General features: G+C 43.8%; 22 protein-coding genes. 4 read left to right on the forward strand and 18 right to left on the reverse strand.

Going from position 1 to position 18849, the window contains the following annotated elements:
• Positions 1 to 63 precede the first annotated feature (63 nt).
• From ACQQ6X_RS05105 to ACQQ6X_RS05125, 5 genes are all read right to left on the reverse strand, one after another.
• The gene (locus ACQQ6X_RS05105; protein WP_305164476.1) at positions 64 to 306 is read right to left on the reverse strand and encodes a YqzK family protein; all 243 of its coding nucleotides are present in this window, start codon (positions 304 to 306) and stop codon (positions 64 to 66) included.
• Positions 307 to 471: 165 nt separating this feature from the next.
• Entirely contained in the window at positions 472 to 969 is a 498-nt protein-coding gene (locus ACQQ6X_RS05110) for a Fur family transcriptional regulator (RefSeq protein ID WP_305164477.1), read from the reverse strand.
• A gap of 101 nt (positions 970 to 1070) precedes the next feature.
• Positions 1071 to 1724, reverse strand: coding sequence for a stage II sporulation protein M (gene spoIIM / locus ACQQ6X_RS05115; protein ID WP_149033483.1), 654 nt, complete (start codon positions 1722 to 1724; stop codon positions 1071 to 1073).
• Between the two features lie 202 nt (positions 1725 to 1926).
• Positions 1927 to 3123: an endonuclease Q family protein gene (locus tag ACQQ6X_RS05120; RefSeq protein ID WP_305164478.1), complete on the reverse strand. Its 1197-nt coding sequence runs from the start codon at positions 3121 to 3123 to the stop codon at positions 1927 to 1929.
• 4 nt (positions 3124 to 3127) lie between these two features.
• Positions 3128 to 3739: an NUDIX domain-containing protein gene (locus ACQQ6X_RS05125; protein WP_305164479.1), complete on the reverse strand. Its 612-nt coding sequence runs from the start codon at positions 3737 to 3739 to the stop codon at positions 3128 to 3130.
• Between the two features lie 131 nt (positions 3740 to 3870).
• Here ACQQ6X_RS05125 and mciZ point away from each other — a divergent pair, with 131 nt between their 5' ends.
• Positions 3871 to 4014: a Z-ring formation inhibitor MciZ gene (mciZ, locus tag ACQQ6X_RS05130; protein WP_081276771.1), complete on the forward strand. Its 144-nt coding sequence runs from the start codon at positions 3871 to 3873 to the stop codon at positions 4012 to 4014.
• An 86-nt stretch (positions 4015 to 4100) separates the two neighbouring features.
• On the opposite strand, the gene ACQQ6X_RS05135 is transcribed toward mciZ, so the two are convergent.
• On the reverse strand, positions 4101 to 5234 hold the full coding sequence (locus ACQQ6X_RS05135; protein WP_305164480.1) for a tripeptidase T: 1134 nt from the start codon (positions 5232 to 5234) through the stop codon (positions 4101 to 4103).
• A gap of 85 nt (positions 5235 to 5319) precedes the next feature.
• On the opposite strand from ACQQ6X_RS05135, the gene prli42 reads away from it, so the two are divergent.
• On the forward strand, positions 5320 to 5424 hold the full coding sequence (gene prli42, locus ACQQ6X_RS05140) for a stressosome-associated protein Prli42 (RefSeq protein WP_142612118.1): 105 nt from the start codon (positions 5320 to 5322) through the stop codon (positions 5422 to 5424).
• Positions 5425 to 5543: 119 nt separating this feature from the next.
• On the opposite strand, the gene lipB is transcribed toward prli42, so the two are convergent.
• From lipB to ACQQ6X_RS05170, 6 genes are all read right to left on the reverse strand, one after another.
• Positions 5544 to 6242, reverse strand: a complete 699-nt coding sequence (lipB, locus tag ACQQ6X_RS05145; RefSeq protein WP_305164481.1) for a lipoyl(octanoyl) transferase LipB — start codon at positions 6240 to 6242, stop codon at positions 5544 to 5546.
• A 45-nt stretch (positions 6243 to 6287) separates the two neighbouring features.
• Entirely contained in the window at positions 6288 to 7676 is a 1389-nt protein-coding gene (locus tag ACQQ6X_RS05150) for a dihydrolipoamide acetyltransferase family protein (protein ID WP_305164482.1), read from the reverse strand.
• An 88-nt stretch (positions 7677 to 7764) separates the two neighbouring features.
• Positions 7765 to 8751, reverse strand: a complete 987-nt coding sequence (locus tag ACQQ6X_RS05155) for an alpha-ketoacid dehydrogenase subunit beta (RefSeq protein WP_149033489.1) — start codon at positions 8749 to 8751, stop codon at positions 7765 to 7767.
• A 2-nt stretch (positions 8752 to 8753) separates the two neighbouring features.
• Complete coding sequence (locus ACQQ6X_RS05160) at positions 8754 to 9782, reverse strand: thiamine pyrophosphate-dependent dehydrogenase E1 component subunit alpha (RefSeq protein WP_305164483.1); 1029 nt, start codon at positions 9780 to 9782, stop codon at positions 8754 to 8756.
• 140 nt (positions 9783 to 9922) lie between these two features.
• Positions 9923 to 11344: a dihydrolipoyl dehydrogenase gene (lpdA, locus tag ACQQ6X_RS05165; RefSeq protein WP_305164484.1), complete on the reverse strand. Its 1422-nt coding sequence runs from the start codon at positions 11342 to 11344 to the stop codon at positions 9923 to 9925.
• 122 nt (positions 11345 to 11466) lie between these two features.
• A complete protein-coding gene (locus tag ACQQ6X_RS05170) occupies positions 11467 to 11700 on the reverse strand; it encodes a hypothetical protein (protein ID WP_430493534.1) in 234 nt (77 codons plus the stop codon).
• Positions 11701 to 11907: 207 nt separating this feature from the next.
• Here ACQQ6X_RS05170 and ACQQ6X_RS05175 point away from each other — a divergent pair, with 207 nt between their 5' ends.
• On the forward strand, positions 11908 to 12504 hold the full coding sequence (locus ACQQ6X_RS05175; protein ID WP_187360682.1) for a thymidine kinase: 597 nt from the start codon (positions 11908 to 11910) through the stop codon (positions 12502 to 12504).
• Between the two features lie 115 nt (positions 12505 to 12619).
• Here the strand turns inward: ACQQ6X_RS05175 and ACQQ6X_RS05180 are convergent, their stop codons facing one another.
• From ACQQ6X_RS05180 to ACQQ6X_RS05190, 3 genes are all read right to left on the reverse strand, one after another.
• Positions 12620 to 13021 (reverse strand): hypothetical protein, encoded by a 402-nt coding sequence (locus ACQQ6X_RS05180; RefSeq protein ID WP_326400987.1) that lies wholly within the window; start codon positions 13019 to 13021, stop codon positions 12620 to 12622.
• 140 nt (positions 13022 to 13161) lie between these two features.
• Positions 13162 to 13716, reverse strand: coding sequence for a hypothetical protein (locus tag ACQQ6X_RS05185; RefSeq protein ID WP_305164487.1), 555 nt, complete (start codon positions 13714 to 13716; stop codon positions 13162 to 13164).
• A gap of 112 nt (positions 13717 to 13828) precedes the next feature.
• On the reverse strand, positions 13829 to 15529 hold the full coding sequence (locus ACQQ6X_RS05190) for a methyl-accepting chemotaxis protein (protein ID WP_305164488.1): 1701 nt from the start codon (positions 15527 to 15529) through the stop codon (positions 13829 to 13831).
• 463 nt (positions 15530 to 15992) lie between these two features.
• On the opposite strand from ACQQ6X_RS05190, the gene ACQQ6X_RS05195 reads away from it, so the two are divergent.
• Entirely contained in the window at positions 15993 to 16259 is a 267-nt protein-coding gene (locus tag ACQQ6X_RS05195; protein WP_305164489.1) for a hypothetical protein, read from the forward strand.
• 157 nt (positions 16260 to 16416) lie between these two features.
• Here the strand turns inward: ACQQ6X_RS05195 and ACQQ6X_RS05200 are convergent, their stop codons facing one another.
• From ACQQ6X_RS05200 to ACQQ6X_RS05210, 3 genes are all read right to left on the reverse strand, one after another.
• The gene (locus tag ACQQ6X_RS05200; protein WP_305164490.1) at positions 16417 to 16701 is read right to left on the reverse strand and encodes a contact-dependent growth inhibition system immunity protein; all 285 of its coding nucleotides are present in this window, start codon (positions 16699 to 16701) and stop codon (positions 16417 to 16419) included.
• A 280-nt stretch (positions 16702 to 16981) separates the two neighbouring features.
• Positions 16982 to 17641, reverse strand: coding sequence for an ABC transporter ATP-binding protein (locus ACQQ6X_RS05205; protein ID WP_149033494.1), 660 nt, complete (start codon positions 17639 to 17641; stop codon positions 16982 to 16984).
• Positions 17641 to 18753 carry an FtsX-like permease family protein gene (locus ACQQ6X_RS05210; RefSeq protein ID WP_326400341.1) on the reverse strand — a complete coding sequence of 371 codons (1113 nt, stop codon included), beginning with the start codon at positions 18751 to 18753 and terminating at the stop codon, positions 17641 to 17643. The genes ACQQ6X_RS05205 and ACQQ6X_RS05210 overlap by 1 nt, the downstream gene beginning before the upstream one ends.
• Positions 18754 to 18849: the final 96 nt, after the last annotated feature.

Consider the following 18849-nt stretch of genomic DNA (forward strand, 5'->3'; position numbering starts at 1 on the left):
TGCTTCTTTGTGTGCTGCCTTTATACTGTCATCTCATCATGAAGATTACGAAGATTACATAGACTACTCACCATACCAATAAAAGAAACGTAAGCGTTCTAACAACGCAGTTCGTGGCTCGGACCCATCATTCACGTTTTGTCCGCCAAATACCTTAACTGCATGTCCTTCTGGTATTCGGTAATGATCTACAGGTGTTATCCAATCTGTAAACAGCCTGAGGCTAAAAAAGAACATAATTGCCAGCGCCCCAAACAATATCAGCAAGCGCAGCCATTTTAGTCCTCTCCGCAATGAAAGTACCATGTGGATCAGCCGCCTTCCCCAAATATAGTCCCTATGTAGGGCTCTCTATGGAAGGGTATGACAAGCTATTCCGTTTTATACCACTTGGTCCTATAAAGCAAATTCTGAACCAAAAAAGCTCTCCCGAACGCGTCTTCGTCGGTGAGAGCTTGGGTAGTCAGCTTATTAATCCTGTGATTTGTTTTTCTTGGTTTTGCCCGAGGTTTTCTGGGCGGTTGTATCGTTCTTCGCCTTACAACGATAACAAATACCATGGAAATCCAAACGATGGTCCACCACAGTAAAATTATACTCCCGTTCCAAACGCTCCTCTAACGGCCCAAGCCAATCTTCCAGTATTTCATCTACACTGCCGCACTGCACACATATCAAATGGTGGTGGTGATGTTTGCTTGTATCGCCGCGCAAATCATAACGCGCAACGCCATCGCCAAAATTAATTTTCTCCACGACATGCAGTTCACTTAGCAGTTCTAGGGTACGGTATACGGTTGCCAGACCGATTTCGGGAGCTTTCTCTTTGACGAGCATAAATACATCTTCCGCACTCAGATGATCATCTTCGTTCTCAAGTAAAACTCTGACGGTGGCTTCCCGCTGAGGCGTTAGTTTGTAGCCCTGGGATTGCAGCTGCTGCTTAATTTTTTCGATCCGTGCTTCCATGTGTCTCCCTCCCCCTGCAAAGCTACTGCCTACTGCACTTTTTTTCACTCCTATTATTATAGGGGGTCTATACAAATAAAGTCAAACATTTTGAAATGAGATTAAGATGTTACGGAAGCTGTCAGCATAGGAGTGACCCATTGCATCATAACCGGGGTGACCCAGGTTTCAAAGGACGCACTGCCGATGAGCAATACCATCATCACTGCAGTCAATCCTGCATAAGAAAGCAACGGACGCAACATCCCATCTGATGGCCGGTTAGCGAGTATTTTGGTCTTGATCATATGAATGGAAAAAGTCATCGCAGCCACACTACAAACGAGCAGTACCGGAATCACGAGCAGGTTATGTGGAGCAACGGAAACCAACGAAAATAATAGTCCTTTCCATGAATATTGCCCGACCATATAACCTACAGAAAATCCGATCAACACACCCTTGAGGAAATTCAATACAAGAATACCCGGGAGTCCAATGACGGAAAGTCCGCATACCCAAATAAGGCCCACCCATTTAAGATGTAGAGATACGCTATCCCAAAAGGTAGAGGATGCCTGCGAATCAGCAAAGCCCTGTTTGTTTTGATTGACCGTCACAAAAAAATCCTTCAGGTAACGGGACAAATCCTGTAACTGTTCCAGGGAGAGTGCATTTACCATTAGTGCGCCAAACACAACTCCCACTAGAAACAGTACAGCCAAAAAAACATAATATGGCGTCTGATCCTTTAACGTATGACGAAACCATTGCATCAGGTCCTGCCCCTTTCATCTGCTTGTTTGTCCAAAAAACAACCGTAGACCGACGGCTGATGGCTAGAAATGGGGCAGCTTTCGCTGCAAATCTTACATCACGAATGATGCGCCAAGCCAGCGGCAGAGATATTTTAAGGTTATGAACAAGCAGACGCTGATATGCCTTTTTACGGAGACAAGACTTTACTAGGACACATTACTAGGATTTCGCTATTTTTCCGTATGTCCCACCCCCGCCGGATACAAGCGCCAAGCGTCCTTCGCGTGAAAGTACAATCTGCTCTGCCAACACATTACCGACGACTCTAGACAGTTCCTCCTGTGTAACCTCATGTAAAATATTCATTTCTGTTCCGAATGCTGCTAATAGCTGGTTCAGCTTGGCTTTACCCAAGCCTGGAATAAATTCCAGCGGAATCTGGTAAATGTACGGAGGACGATGAGAGGGAATTACAGGCTGTTCACGGTCTGCAATGCTCCAGATTCGATCGAGCACACCCCGTACCAGCTTGGTATGGCCACAGTTAGGGCAACGTTCGTCCGCCATCTGCTGCTCGTCAATAATCGTACCGCAGCTTTGACAGTAAGAGCGATGGTATTTTCCAAGTTTGGGATTCAAACCGTAGTTGGCACACACTCGTCGTCCTTCACGTCGCTCCAAAGCCATCCTGAATTCATCAAAACATGGCTTTGCCAATGATATTTTATTGTACTCTCGTCCAATTTTCCCAAGGGAATGGGCATCTGAATTTGTGAGAAAGCTGAAGCGATCCAGCTCCGAAATCAAACCGGCCATAGATGAATCTGCGCTCAGTCCCAGTTCCACCCCGCTAATGAGCTCCATATCCAGCAGTTCCTCCATACGGGCTGCGGAACTTCCATAAATCCCCTTATGTGGAGTGAACACGTGCGCAGGCACCATAATGCCTCCACGTCCATAAATCTGCTGCTGCAACTCACGTGTCGGTGCGTAGATCCGTTGTGAGCTGAGATTAACATTTTTCATATGCTTAGCCAGCCATTGAGTAAAATCCTCCATCGCCATTAGATCAGGAAAATAGGCCAGTATGTGAGCCTCAGGACGACCTTCAGCCCGGATTTCCAGCTCCGTGCCAAGTATAATAACTGTATCCCTATATGCAATGCCACCACCGCTGATTTCTTCCATTTCACCTGTATGCAAATGGCTACGAATATCCTCCTGTACATTAGGTGCATGGCAGTCAATGATTCCGATGAGCTCAATCCCTTTGCGACTGGAGGCTTCCTTGGCTATATTGGCAAACGTAAGGTCACGGCTACCGCTAATTTTGACCGGAGCTCCTTTTTCCGTTCTGCCAATATGGATATGCAGGTCTGCAAAGTAGTTGTTAAGTTCTAATATATTTGTATCCATCCGCTTAGAAGCTCCCTGTTTGTTGGCGAAGTTGCCATGCATAGACGGCCAGGATCGTTTTGGCATCACTAATGCGCCCTTCACGAATAAGCGTGTGCGCTTCTTCCAGCGTCACCTCAAATAGCTCTAGGAATTCATCCTCATCTGGTTCCATCTCACCTCGCTCCAGGTCTTCGGCCGCATACAGATATATGATTTCATCAGCAAATCCAGGAGATGTATAAAAAGAGTGCAGCAGCTTCAACGATTTGGCTGTATAGCCTGTCTCTTCTCGCAATTCACGTCCTGCGGCTTCCATCGGGTCTTCACCTCTCTCCAGCTTGCCTGCGGGGATTTCAACCTCACAGCGCCCCATAGCTTGTCTGTACTGGTCCACGACCAGCATTTTTCCCTCATGTAGAGCCAAAACTGCCACTGCACCTGGATGCTTTACGATTTCACGTTTTCCAGTAGACCCGTCAGGAAGCTCTACCGTGTCTACCTGTACCGTAATGACCTTCCCTTCAAAGATAGGCTGTGTGGACACCGTCTTTTCCTCCAGCGCAGGATTGGAATAAGGCTTGCGAGGTGCATTGTTGGTTGGATTGTTCACTTGTTCGTTCGTTTGATCGTTCATCAGACATGTTTCCTCCTTCGTCCTCTATCTTTTCTTTTCATTATTAATTATCTCCAACATTAGTCTAACTTGTCCACTTGGAACATATGCTGGGGTAGTATATTAAAATTCTGCTATAAGGAGAATTTAGAATGAAAAGTTACCGTACTGAAACCACCCTTCATATCGTCGGCAAAGCCTGGCAGATTCAAACCCTCCTCCGTCAATGGCAAAAGGAATATGGACCTACAGCTACTATTGCTTCGCTAACCGTTCCAAAAAAGGTTCAGATCTAAAGGAGGAACACTGTTCCCCTCTTTAACCTGAACCCTTTTTCGGTATATTGTAAATGTAATTCTATTGTAAATGTGAGAAACAAGTTTTACTTTGTAGTTTCTTGGATCAGAGCTACGACTACTTCGGCAACCTTCACTAGGTCATCGGCCTTGATCTTTTCCTCTGTGGTGTGGATGTTCTGGTAACCTACAGCCAAATTCACTGTTGGAATTCCAAGTCCGTTGAAAACATTAGCATCTGAGCCGCCACCGGAATGGAAGGTTGATGTTGCCAATCCCAATCCTTGAATAGCTCGCTGTGCAACCTGTACAACTTCATCATGCTCTGTAAAGCTGAATGCTGGATAGATGACTTCACTGCGGAACTCTCCCTGGGCACCAAATTCACGCGTAGTGGTTTCGAGCGCTTCACGCATATGCTGGATTTGATGATTAACCTTTTCCTGCACAATACTGCGAGCCTCCGCACGGATCAGCACAAAATCGCAAACCACATTCGTCGCGCCGCCGCCTTCGAAGCTGCCGATGTTAGCGGTCGTCTCCTTATCAATCCGTCCCAATTTCATTTTAGAAATTGCTTTAGAAGCGACTTGAATGGCACTAATGCCATCTTCAGGATTGACCCCTGCATGAGCAGACTTTCCGGTAATTCTCATTTCAATACGTGCCTGTGTGGGAGCAGCTATACAAATAGAACCGACTTCACCATTTGAATCCAAGGCATATCCGAAGTCAGAATCCAGCACTTCCGGCTTCATTGCCCGTGCGCCCATTAAACCAGATTCCTCGCCAGCCGTAATCACGAACTGAATTTGACCATGGGGAATGTTCTGCTCGCGTACGACACGAATCGCCTCGAACAAAGCAGCAATCCCCGCCTTGTCATCCGACCCCAGAATTGTTGAACCATCACTGCGGATCCAGCCATCTTCACCCAGCTGCGGCTTAATGCCTTTGCCTGGAGTCACGGTATCCATGTGGCAGGTAAAAAATATTTTGGGTGCTTGCTTCACACCTTCAGCTTTCCAGGTGACAATCAAATTGCCAGAGCCATGTCCCGTTCTTTCGCGAGAATCGTCTTCTACGACTTCCAGCCCAAGTGCATTAAACTTTTCTTTTAGAACACATGATATTTCCTGTTCATGCTTGGTTTCACTATCCACCTGTACGAGTTCCATGAATTCCTGTACGATTCGATCTTTTACTATTTTTACTGTCATTAAACTTTCCTCTCTTTCCCGATTACGCTACAATACGGATAGATGTTCTTATCTATGACTTAAACCTATCCTAAAGGAGTTACACATGTCTAACAAAAAATGGGTTCGTTTTTTCATCTACGTTATGCTCGCAGCTATGATTGGTTCTACGCTGTTCATGGTAATTGAGCCGTTTATTATGCCACTATAACAACTACACCTCTCAAGGTTGAACCCCCCAAGATCCGTTACAAGCTGTGTGTGGACGAGCTGCTGCACAAACAAACAGGCGGGCTCCCGTGTCAATCACACAATAGCCCGCCTGACCTTTTATTGGAAGGAATGCGTTTGCCATTGCGCGGCAAATGAAAATTGCTGCTCAAAGTACGGAACAATTTCCCTCGCAATCTGCTCCACCGAAAAGGACTGTTGTGTACAGTCCTCTAATGATGTCACACCGTATTCCTGAATTCCGCACGGAACAATGCCTTCAAAGCCCTCATGCTGTATTCCTGACTTGATATTAAAGGCAAATCCATGGCTGGTTACGAATCCCCGACGGTGTTTGCATTTGTTAAATTTGACACCAATGGCCGCAATTTTAAGATTCCCGATCCATACCCCCGTATATTCAGGCTTACGGCTCCCTTCGATCCCATAAGATGCCAGCAACTGAATGATCACTTCTTCCAGACTTCGAAGGTATCCATGCAGATTTAGCGCTTCTCGGTTGCCAAGCACAAGCAGGGGATATCCGACAAGTTGCCCCGGTCCATGATATGTAATGTCTCCCCCACGATCAATCTGAAAGACGCTGATGCCCTTCTCTTTCAGCTGCTCTGGTGTGAGGAGCAAATGCTCAGGATGCCTCTGGGAACCAATGGTGTAGGTTGGCGGATGCTGGAGAAGCATTAGCGTTTCTCTTGCCTCCCCCGCATCAAGCTTTCCCACAATCTCTTTCTGGACATCCCAAGCACGGGCATATTCCATCCTATTCGTATAGGTTACATCAAGCGGTCGTCTGTTCACGGCCTGTCACTTCCTCTCCGTCCATTTTCCTAACTGTTCGGATGATTAGTACAGCTTCGTATCCAAGGTGTAGCCTTCCAGATTTTCTTTAACCCTTTGCAGGAATCGTCCGCAAATCACTCCATCTAAAATGCGATGATCCAGCGACAGACACAGATTGGCCATCGAGCGCACCGCAATCATATCATCAATAACCACTGGTCTTTTGACAATGGACTCAAAGGTAAGAATCGCTGCCTGCGGATAGTTAATCACCGGGTAAGATAAGATTGAACCAAAGGAACCGGTATTGTTTACGGTAAACGTCCCGCCTTGCATATCGTCTAGTTTGAGTGTGCCTTCGCGAGTCTTACGTGCCAAATCGTCAATTTCACGAGCCAATCCGGCAATATTTTTCTGATCGGCTTTTTTAATAACAGGAGTAAGAACGGAATCCTCTGTACCTACGGCCAAAGAAATATTGATGTCTCTTTTAATAATAATTTTATCTACTGCCCAGACCGAATTGATGATCGGATATTCTTTGATTGCATTTACGACTGCTTTCATGAGAAAAGCAAGGTACGTAATATTGATGCCTTCTTTTTGCTTGAACTCGTTTTTGATCTTGTTGCGGAGCATCACCAGGTTGGTCACATCCACTTCAATCGTCGTCCAGGCATGAGGAATTTCCGAAACACTTTGCCGCATATTGCGGGCAATTGCACTACGAATAGGTGTCACATCAATAAAATACTCGGATCTGTTGTTGCCACCCTCAACTTCGACCATAGGAACTTTTGGAGCCTCCGTTAAATGAATGCCACTGTTACGCACCGGAATCGCTGGGTCCATATGTTGAACTGGTGCACTATATTGAGTGGCAGACTGCTGTAGTCCCGTAAAAGGAGATCCTTGTGCTTGCGTGCTCCCAGTCGTCTGATCAGTCACTCTAGGTGTAGGAGAACCGCCTTGCTGCACAAAATTCAGCACGTCTTTGCGGGTAATTCTCCCCCCCATGCCTGTGCCTGGCACTTTGCTTAAATCCACGTTGTGCTGGGCAGCCAGTGTTTGGACGGCTGGAGAAAAACGTCCACGCATGGATTGATCCGAAGCATCTCCCTGTTGGGAGTGTGCTTGTGCATTACTTTCGGTTGCTGGTGTAGAAGTTGTCGCCCCTGTTGATGCTGCTGGTGCAGCAGACTTCGTCTGAATCCGGCAGATCAATTCGCCTACCGCTACCGTCTGACCTTCCTCAGCCAACAGGTCACCCATAATACCGTCCAGTGTGGATGGAATTTCTGCGTTCACTTTATCTGTAATGACCTCGCAAATTGGCTCGAATTGCTCTACTGGGTCACCAGGTTGTTTCAGCCATTTGGCAATTGTCGCAGATACGAGCGATTCAGCCAATTGCGGCATGGTCACGTCGTTCCATTGTGTTTGGTCTGACATTTTTTCAACTCCTTAACATCATAGAAGGGCGCGATTTATCGCTGCCCTGCTATACTTTTGGAATGCTTTTGTCCGAAACTGCTCTATATTAATACATAGCTAGACGGCGCATGGCTTCCTTCACTTTATCTTTGTTTAACATATAGAACTTCTCCATCGGTGGACTGATCGGCATGGCTGGCACATCAGGAGCGCACAGGCGCTCAATCGGTGCATCCAGTTCGAACAGGCATTCCTCATTGATAATAGCCGATACCTCGGCACCGATACCGCCTGTTTTGTTGTCCTCATGAACGATTAAGACCTTGCCTGTATGTCGTGCAGCCTCAATAATGGCTTCGCGGTCCAATGGCTGAAGCGTGCGCAAATCCACAACATGTGCGGTAATGCCCTCTTCCTTCTCCAATTCCTCCGCTGCCTGCATAACAAAATGCAACGGCTGGCTATATCCAATGACCGTAATATCGTCACCCTCACGTAGTAGATTAGCCTTCCCGATCGGAACGATATAATCATCCGCAGGCACTTCACCCTTAATCAGCTTGTAGGATTTTTTATTTTCAAAAAATAGCACTGGATCAGGGTCACGTATGGCTGCTTTGAGCAAACCTTTAGCGTCATAAGGTGTAAATGGTGCAACAATTTTTAGACCTGGTGTACCAAAAAAGATAGATTCCGGACACTGAGAGTGATACAGACCACCAAAAATACCACCGCCGATGGGTGCGCGGATCACCACAGGGCAATTCCAATCGTTATTAGAGCGGTAGCGGATTTTAGCCGCTTCACTAATAATCTGATTCGTCGCTGGCAGCATGAAGTCCGAATATTGCATTTCGGCAATCGGCTTCATTCCGTACATCGCCGCACCAATGGCAACCCCTGCAATCGCCGACTCTGCCAACGGCGTATCCATGACACGTTGCTCACCAAACTGATCCATGAGCCCCTTCGTTGTTGTAAAGACACCGCCCTTCACGCCGACATCTTCACCTAATACAAAAACTGTTTCATCCTGCTCCATTTCTTCTTTCATAGCAAGACGTATCGCATCAATATATTCCATAATTGCCATCGTTACCGGCCCTCCCCATCGCTATCAGCATACACATGCAGCAGCGTATCTTCGGGCTTTGGAAAAGGCGCATTGTCTGCAAATTCAATTGCTTCCTTGACTTCGAGCAGCAGTTCGGCCGATAGATCCGCATCTTTGGCCTCATCCCAAATGCCGCATTCGATCAAATAGCTCTTCATACGGGCTACGCCGTCCTTGGCCCAGTTCTCATCCACTTCCTCCTTGGTCCGGTAAGCCAGATCATTATCCGAGGTGGAGTGAGGAGACAGACGGTACATCATCGCTTCGATCAGCGTAGGACCTTCACCGCGAACAGCACGCTCACGCGCTTCTTTTACAGCCGCATATACGGCCAGCGCATCATTGCCATCGACACGAATGCCAGGAAACCCGTAACCCAGTGCACGATCGCTTACTTTCCCCGCCAACTGTTTATGAATCGGAACCGATATCGCATATTGGTTATTCTCGCACATAATGATGACTGGGAGCTTTTGTACACCCGCAAAGTTACAGCCTTCGTGGAAATCCCCCTGATTGCTGGAGCCTTCCCCAAACGTAACAAACGATACAAAGTCCTTTTTCTGCATCTTGGCAGCCAGCGCCACCCCTACTGCATGCGGCACCTGTGTCGTTACTGGGCTGGAGCCTGTCACGATACGCAGCCGTTTACTACCAAAATGCCCCGGCATCTGGCGGCCTCCACTGTTGGGGTCATCTGCCTTAGCAAATGCCGACAGCATCAATTCGCGCGGGGTCATACCAACTGCAAGCACGAATCCGTAATCCCGGTAATAGGGGAGGAAATAGTCCTTTTCCCGGTCCAGAGCAAAAGCTGCACCTACTTGTGCCGCTTCCTGTCCAATGCCGGAAACGTGGAAATTAATTTTTCCTGCCCGTTGCAAGAGCATGTTGCGCTCGTCAAATCTTCTTGCGAGCAACATATATCTGTACATATCAATAACTTGTCCGTGAGTAAGTCCCAGCTGTTCATGTCTGAAGCCAGCGTCTACAGCGCCTTTAGAACTCATTGAGGCACCTCCTTAAATGTCAAACATCCTACTTCCAGTATCTAGTACCATCTCGTCTTAAAACCTGGTACTAAACTCTGGTTAACCCCATTATAATCCTTTTCTCACCAAAAAGAAAAGCACCGATTTATGTGAAACGTTTATATGCCTATCGCTTGTCCATCAACAGCCAGCATTGCTTCTCCCAAAATCTCTGACAACGTTGGATGCGGATGAATTAACTGTCCGACTTCCCACGGCGTAGCATCCAGCAATTGCGCAAGAGCGGCCTCGCTGATCAGATCCGTCACATGCGTACCGATCATATGTACACCGAGAATATCATTGGTTTTCTGGTCAGCCACCACTTTGACAAAGCCGTCCCGACTGCCGTATACAAGCGATTTTCCAATCGCTTGAAAAGGGAACTTTCCTGTCTTCACCTGATGTCCACGTTCACGGGCTTCTTGCTCCGTTAAGCCGACGCTTGCGGCTTCTGGACGTGTGTAAATACAGCGCGGAATCATATAGTTGGGTACACTATGAATCTCTTCACCCGCCAAATGATGAACCGCCTGCAAACCTTCATGACTCGCCGCATGGGCCAGTTGTAAGCCGCCGATGCAATCCCCGATGGCGTAGATATGTGACTCATTCGTCTGCAAATGCTCATTAACCGAGATAAACCCACGCTCGACGCGGATATCGGTATTTTCCAGCCCGATATTTTCTACATTCGCCTGACGACCTACTGAAATGAGCAGTTTGGATGCACTGAGGGTTTCGGTTTCGTCCCCTTTTTGCACGTCAATCTGTACGCCTTCCTCATCCTTGCCGTAGGTTTCAGCCAACACTTGCGCCCCCGTCAGCACCTTGACACCACGCTTGACTAACAAACGCTGCATTTCACGCGAAACGTCCTCGTCTTCCGTAGGAATAAGCCGATTCGCGGCCTCAATCACGGTAACCTCGACGCCAAAATCATTTAGCATGGAAGCCCATTCCACGCCAATGACACCACCACCGACAATAATCAGGGAGGCTGGCAGTTTCTCCATCGTCAATGCTTCGTCGCTGCTCAGAATAAATTCGCCATCCGGCTCCAGTCCAGGCAGCACACGCGGACGTGATCCTGTTGCAATAATGAGATGTGCAGGGACAACCGTCTCCATCTCACCATCTTCTAGTTCCACAGCCACAGCTCCGCTTTTAGGAGAAAATATAGACGGTCCAATCACACGCCCCTTGCCGCTCAGCACCGTAATTTTATTTTTACGCATCAAAAATTGAACGCCCTGGTGCAATTGCTCCACAATGGCTTCCTTACGCTCCTGAACCTTGGGAAAAACAAGCTGTGCTCCCGATGTCTCGATTCCATATTGCGCACTTTCTTTAATCGTTGCATATACTTCCGCACTGCGCAGCAAAGCCTTGCTCGGAATACAACCACGGTGCAGACAGGTTCCGCCGAGCTTGTCCTTTTCGATGATAACCACTTCTTTGCCGAGCTGGGCTGCGCGAATGGCTGCTACATACCCTCCAGTTCCTCCACCCAAAATAGCGACATCACAATGTATAGTCATGTTTCTCCTCCATTAACATTGATTATATATAGCTTATTGTACTCTCTTTATTTCACTGTACAAAATATAACGTTTAAGCATGAGCTACCAATCATCTAGTCCCATCCAAATATCTCACCATATCATTCATACAGCGCGTCTCGTAATTTGGTAGACATTCTTGGATTTTGTACTGATTTGGCTCGTAATGCCTTGCGAAAAGATTCATTTTGCTTGCTTAGAAAATCAAGCTCTGTCTCCAGCTCATTGATTAGCTCCAGCACTTGCGGGCTAACCAGTCCTTGTTCCAGTAATGCTCTTTTTTTCGCACTATAATCCGTATTTTTTTCGTCCATGCCTTTCACTCTTCCCTTCATTCCACTACGCTTCACCATATCACGCCCGCGGCGGCAGAGCAATGACGACCACCTTTACATTTGAAGATAAACATACAATAACATGTCGAAAAACAATATATTTTCTCTAGTCTGTATGTAGCCCATTGTGGTAATCTATAATGGCGTTTTCTTTCGGAGATGAAGATTTGCAGTGTTATGTACATGTTACAGAGAGGGGAATTCGCTTTGCCTACAGGACGGATTACAATTATTACAGGCCCCATGTTCAGCGAAAAATCCGGCGAATTGATTCGCCGTTGTCAAAAATTAATCCAATATGGGCATCGCAAGGTGGTTGCATACAAACCAGCTGAAGATAACCGTTATTCCGAAGATGAGATTGTAAGCCGGATCGGTTATCGGCTGCCCGCCATTTCTATTCCAAGAAAACTCACGGATGAGCTTGTTCAGCGGATTTTGCAAGAAACAAAGGATGCCGATGTGGTTGCCTTTGACGAAGTCCAGTTTTTCAGCCGGCATATTATGGCGCTCATACAAGAGTTAGCTTATTGCGGAAAGCATGTCATTGCTGATGGGCTGAATCTGGATTACCGAGGCAAGGAGTTCGGCTATATCGGTGGTCTGCTCGCTATGGCAGATGACATCGAGAAGCTGACTTCTTTCTGCGCTGTATGTGGCAGCTCGGAGGCAGTATTTACGCAACGTATGGTCAATGGAAAGCCTTCTACAGTAGGACCTATCGTGATGATCGGTGACTCTGAGGCTTATGAGCCTCGTTGTCGTAAATGCTTTATACCTCCTCATAAAGTGAACTGCGATTAGTAAGCAAAATGAGTTCCGGGATAAAACACGAACAAGAAGCTCCTAACCAATACACTTACATACGGTTGGGAGCTTTTATAATTATAGGATGATGGTCTTTCAATAGTTTATAAGACTAAAGTGGCAGCATATCCTGCCTTTCCGCCTTATGCTTACATTCTTTGCATACCCCATACAGCGAACCATTATCATCGGCATAAAAGGTTAATTTATCATCTTTTTTACAAAAGGAGCATTTTTGCTTGCCTGTTCTCTGGATGGAATCAGACAGTCCAAATCCAGCTTGGGCCTGGATATCTGTTGCTTTTGTATTCGGGCGTGGACCAGAAGACACTTTAGACTTCATTTCATTTCCAGAGCGGGATCGTCGGGCGGGCTTACGAGGACGAAATTCAACGACATTACTGCTCCGATGTTCATTCGCTTGTTTATTGATACGTCCACGCCATGCCATAACAATCCAACCCAACACCACCAACAACACACCGACGATCATCCATGTCAGACTACCCCACATGCTCTCATCCCCACCTCTGCTTAGAATCTTTAGCGTTAATACCGCTAGAACGATAATACCCACCCCATGGGAATCCTTCTCCTCATGGTTATAATTATTTACTTCCCGCGGTGTGAACAAAAATTCCCCTGATAGCTGCATTACTCCCCTTGATAATAAAAATCAATGAATCTTTTCGTCAACGGATTAAATGTATCAAAGCGTTTGCGATGCGGTAAAAAGCCTGACTTATGTACTTGTTCTGCTAGTGTTTCTACATGTTCAAATCGCTTGAAAAAGGGCAACGCGAAAGTGTGGATATCTTCAATAATTTCTTGGATCACTCGTTCTCTTTCGGCTTCTGTGGACACAAGGTAATCCCTATTTCCCGTATATTTTTTGGTCAAAGCAATCAACTCACTGTGAAAACAAGCACCCGTACTATATTTCTTTTTTATTCTTTTGGATTCCACGATAATGTAAACTTTTAACGCACTATATTTGGTCGCACCAAAACAAATTTCAAATATAAATTCCTTGTCTTCTTTTTTCAAAACTTTTCTGCTTTTCAGATATTTAAAATCATCCAAAAATGGTGCAGCTATGATTTTGTCTATCGCTAACTGACGCAAGTCACTTGCTTTAAGTTCAGTCTTATTGACCATGGTGTCTCTCCAATCCAAAGAGTTTCCCACCATTATATCATATCTGTCCAATTACAGGCTCCTTATACTACCATCCATTATTCACAATATATATAAAATGAATAGGGAAAAGCCACTCACAATAGAGCGGCTTTTCCCCTGAAATATAGAAACTGTGTACAAATTATACTTTGAATTTACCAATTTGCCCTTGCAGATCCTCAGCCATTTTGGACAGGTTTCTTGCAGAGGAAGCTATTTCCTCCATCGATGCCAGCTGTTCCTGAGTTGCTGCAGATACGTGCTGTGTCCCGGCCGCAGCCTCTTCAGCAATTGCTGAAATTTGTTTCACAAAGCCAACAATCTCATCGGTACTTGCAGACATTTGCTCCGATCCAGCAGAGACCTCTTCAATTTCACTGGCCACTTTATTAACCGTTTCCTGAATAAGTGCAAAGGAGGCACCTGCATTCTGCACGACTTCCCGACCTTTCATGACATCTTGCCCATTGGACGCTACCGCCTCAATAGCATGCGAGGTATCCTTTTGTATTAATCCTACTAGCTCCGTAATTTGCTGAGCAGAATGAGCCGATTGTTCTGCCAACTTACGCACTTCACCTGCAACTACAGCAAATCCGTTACCATGTTCTCCTGCGCGGGCCGCCTCAATGGCAGCGTTCAGCGCGAGTAGATTGGTTTGACTCGAAATGTTTGTAATGACATCAATAATCTTCCCGATCTCATCTGAACGCTCTCCCAATCCGGCCATTAGATCAGCCAAGCTATTCATAGAATCATTCACACCATTCATTTGGACAACAGCCTGCTGGATCATCTGATTACCTTCAGCTGATTTGTGAGCCGCATCCTGTGCTGATGCAAAAACATTTTGCGCACGAATTGCAATTTGTTCCACGCCAATGGACATTTCCTCAATAGCCTGAGAAGATTTGGTTACCATATCCACCTGATTGCCCGTCCCTGTAGCAACTTCTTGCACCGTTTCGGTGATTTGCGCAGTTGCTTGGCTATTTTGCTCTGCGCTGGCTGTCAATTCTTCTGAGGACGTGGTTACCAGCTCGGTCGTCTGACTTACAGACTGAATTAGTTGACGTAGGTTTTCAACCATCGTATTAAAGGAATGAGTCAGCGTGCTAATCTCATCCTTGCCCTTCACTACAATGGCTTCCCCAGTAAGATCACCGGACGCAATGCTTTCAGCAGCACGACTGATGCGCAAAATAGGCTTAGAAATAATTTGGGCTATAATGATCGCCATGATCAATGCTAGTATAACGGCTGCAACGCTCAAAACGATAACTAATTGTCTACCTGAAATAAAGCTATCAACAGCTTCTTTCGTTGTCAGTTTTGATCCATCTGCATTCAACTTAATCAGCTGACTGATCATATCGTTTGAACTATACCATAGCTTGTAGGATTCTTGGTGAAGGATGCTTGATTGAGCATAATCATTAGCTCTCCCAGCGGCAATTACTTCTGGTAACTTATTCAAATATTCTGTGTAATTTTTAGAAAATTCCTCATACATTTCACGCTCTTTAGGAGTGGCAATTAGCTTTTCATATGTTTTTCGGCCTTCTTCAACTTTTTTTAAAACCTTATTATATTCGGCCTGAACCTTTTCCATTTCCTGTGGGTTACGTTCAACAATAATGTTCAATGAAAGCCGCTCTACATCAGATACATCACCATTTAATGTTCCGAGGATGGTCACACTTGGCATCCAATGGCTATCAATTTCCATTGAAGTATCGCCTAACTGTTTCATTCTTGAGATCGATACTGCACTAATCACAACCAACAGGATTATTACCGCGAGAAAACCTAATAACAATTTTGTTCGAATGTTAAATTTCATATATTCGCTCCTCAGTTCTCTTTATAATAGATATAATATCGACAAGAATCGACACATTGTTTATATCAAAATTAAAGAGAATTTCAGAACTGTATACAAAAGGGAAAATTTTCTTCGTGCTATCTAATTCCTCCTTTTAAACATTGCAAGTCAAAAAAGATACCCCAAACGGGATTTATTGTCTTCACACAGTATTTTATAGCGTGAATGCGTTATAAAATACTGTGCACTTTGATCCTATTCCCTTGAGTCAACTGCGTCTGCTACATCCTTGAAAGTATATGCATTATGTATAGACTTTTTTGACCTACCCAACAATTTGTCACGGTGGTTATTGAATCAAGGTGTACAACTAATTGGAGATAGAGAATCGCTGATGTAATTGGACAAACTTGAGAGATAATTACAAAAAGCAATATAAGTTGTATTATTATATCTTTATACCATTATAAGGAGAGAAATTATGAATTATAGAGTTACTGACACTCATGTTTATGTCTTGGATTCCCATGATACAATTTACGATGTACTGTGCTTCCCTAGATCAAAACAAGGCTATAAAGATTTAGTTGAATTAGTATATGACAGTGAAACACATGAGATAACAAACATTGATGATTTCAAAGTATTTGACCACAGTCGAGTGACTGCTCCTTCAAAGGGCGGTTTCTTTTACACCCAGGAGTTCCTAAATCCTATTTTAAAACTGGTAAATGAGAATAAACTGTAAGATGAACATAAAAGGACTCTGCCAACATAATACGTGGCTGGAGTCCTTTTGCTTTGAGGAATACTCATGATGGTGCTTTAAATTCCTCCGTGGTGACCTGTTAGTTCATAATTAGACCTTTTTGTCGTATTTATTCTATTGCTCTATAAGATAATTTTTATTTATCTTCGTGTAATTTTGTCAGTAACAACTCAATCATGCGCTCAATCTTTTTAATGTTCAAATTTCTTTGTCCATATATATAAACAAATTTTTGTACACTATCCCAATTCTTTAGTTCATTTATTTCTTCGATCTCCTGAGTCAAACCTTCAACATAAGCAGGTAACTCCCTACTTTTGAACTCTTCCATTAAGCTCTCTAAATCAGCGAAATCCATACTCCAATTAAAGTAACTCTCGATAAAATACTTCAAATTTTCATAACTCACTTCTTGTTCCATATTTATTCTCCTCTTTTATTTAAATACAGGATAACCCGTAACAATTCTATAACCGGCAGGCATAGAAGAATCTTTTACTAAATACTGTTGGGACTTTGATAAGTCATTTGTTATATGCTTTGAAGATGAGTTTCCTCCATCCTTTACTTCTACACCTCGCCGTTTTGATAAAAACATGAGAATCAGCAACAAATTGACATAAAAATGCCACATCCAATTAACAGGGATGTGGCATTCTATTTGGTTGCAACTTTACACTAAAGCATTTGTAGTATATTCGCTACACAGGAACGATTTTCCCATCTACTATTGTATACAATTTCTTGCATATATTTGCAACTACTTGATTGTGTGTTACCATTGCAATTGTGACACCCGACCTATTAAGAGCATGTAGTATTTCCAATATGTCTGATTCTGCTGACTCGTCTAAAGCACCTGTTGGCTCATCTGCCAAAATTATTTTCGGTTTTCTGATAAGCGCCCTTGCTATTGCGACTCTTTGAGCTTCGCCTCCAGAAATTTCATGGGGGTATTCATTAATTAAGTCAGAAATTTTAAGTTGCTCCGCAATAGAATCAACACGGTGCTTAATTTCCTTTTTAGGTGTGTTCTGACTCAATAAAGGTAGGGCAATATTATAAAAAACACTTCTTTCTTTAATTAAACCATAATCTTGTACAATAAATCCGATTTCATCTCTTCTTAACACAGTCATTCGTTTCTCATCTTTGGGCTTAATTAGTTGACTATCAAAGAAATACTCCCCGCTATCTGCAATATCCATAAACCCTAAAATATTTAACAAGGTAGTTTTACCTGACCCGCTTCTGCCTATGATTCCTACTAAATCTCCATGATCTACATTGAAAGAGGCGTCGGAAAGTATCATTCTTGAACCGTAAGATTTATTTATATTCTTTAATGCAATTACACTCATTAGTTCCCACCTCGTATTGTTTTCGACAACTTTAATCTATTCACAGAAATCCATGGAGGAATAAAAGATAGTAGTGAAAGTGTGAAGCTGAAAATAAGTAGAATAGGAATATTTAAATTTTGAGAAATCATAAATGAAAACAAAGCTGCAATACATAATGATACCAAATTGATAAAAAATATCTCAAAAAGAATTGAAAGATTTATTACTGCTCTTCTTGTACCGTTTGCAATCATGATTCCATATGTGTATTTACGGAGAGTGATTTTAGCTATGAGATTTGTTGAAATGCTAAATAGCGCAACAAAAGCAATGACAAATGAAAATATAAATAGAACTTTTTGTAATTGCTCTCCTTCTAGCCCCCACATCGTAAGATAAAAATTTGAGACTCCTTCTACAACATATGGCTCGATATCAAGTTGCAAACTTTTTTGCGTGAACAGTTCTTGGATTTTTTGTGCCGAAAGAGAAGATTTGATGTAGCCACTTGTTTTATCCAAAAATAGTTTTAACATAAAACTTCTATCTTGTGCATGAATATTGTCTACTTCCAACGATGGAAATACAACAAGTCTATCCAAGTATTTCAAAGCGTATCCATTATTATAAAAGCTATGCTGCCCCAAAAAGCCAATTACTTTACACTTTAAATTTACTCCCATATATCCCACGTGTATGATTTGTTTCAACTTAAAATAATCTTTATATTCATAACCCAAAATTATAGGAATAACGTCATTTTTCACGTTATAATCTCCAGCTTGAAATAATCTACCTTCAGAAGTCTGGATAGCAAAATGGTCAATAAACTGTTGATTCACTTGAATACTTTCATATGCGTCTGGGGTTTCGTGTCCAGCTTCATATCCATATTGAAACTTTGCAGGCAAGCCTTGCACATCTAGAAAAAGATTTTGTCTGCTTGCAATAATATACTTAAAACTAGGATTCGTTTTTTCCCACTCGTACAGCTCATTTAAGACCTTGAGGTTATCCGATTGAGCAAGAAAGTTCTTTTCCTCATCATTGAAAAAATTGTCATTGACCTTGTATAAAGAGGATGTAGCATTTTGAACATTTGATGTAAGTTCATGTGTATGTGTAGCCAAGCTTAATGTCAAAATAACCAAAATGTACGAAGCAGTACATTGTAAGATGGAAAGTATGGTTTTTCGTTTATGTTGTTTTAATGAATCAATAAGCAA

The sequence above is a fragment of the Paenibacillus ottowii genome (assembly GCF_050516475.1).
In the GTDB taxonomy this organism is placed as follows: Bacteria; Bacillota; Bacilli; order Paenibacillales; family Paenibacillaceae; genus Paenibacillus; species Paenibacillus ottowii.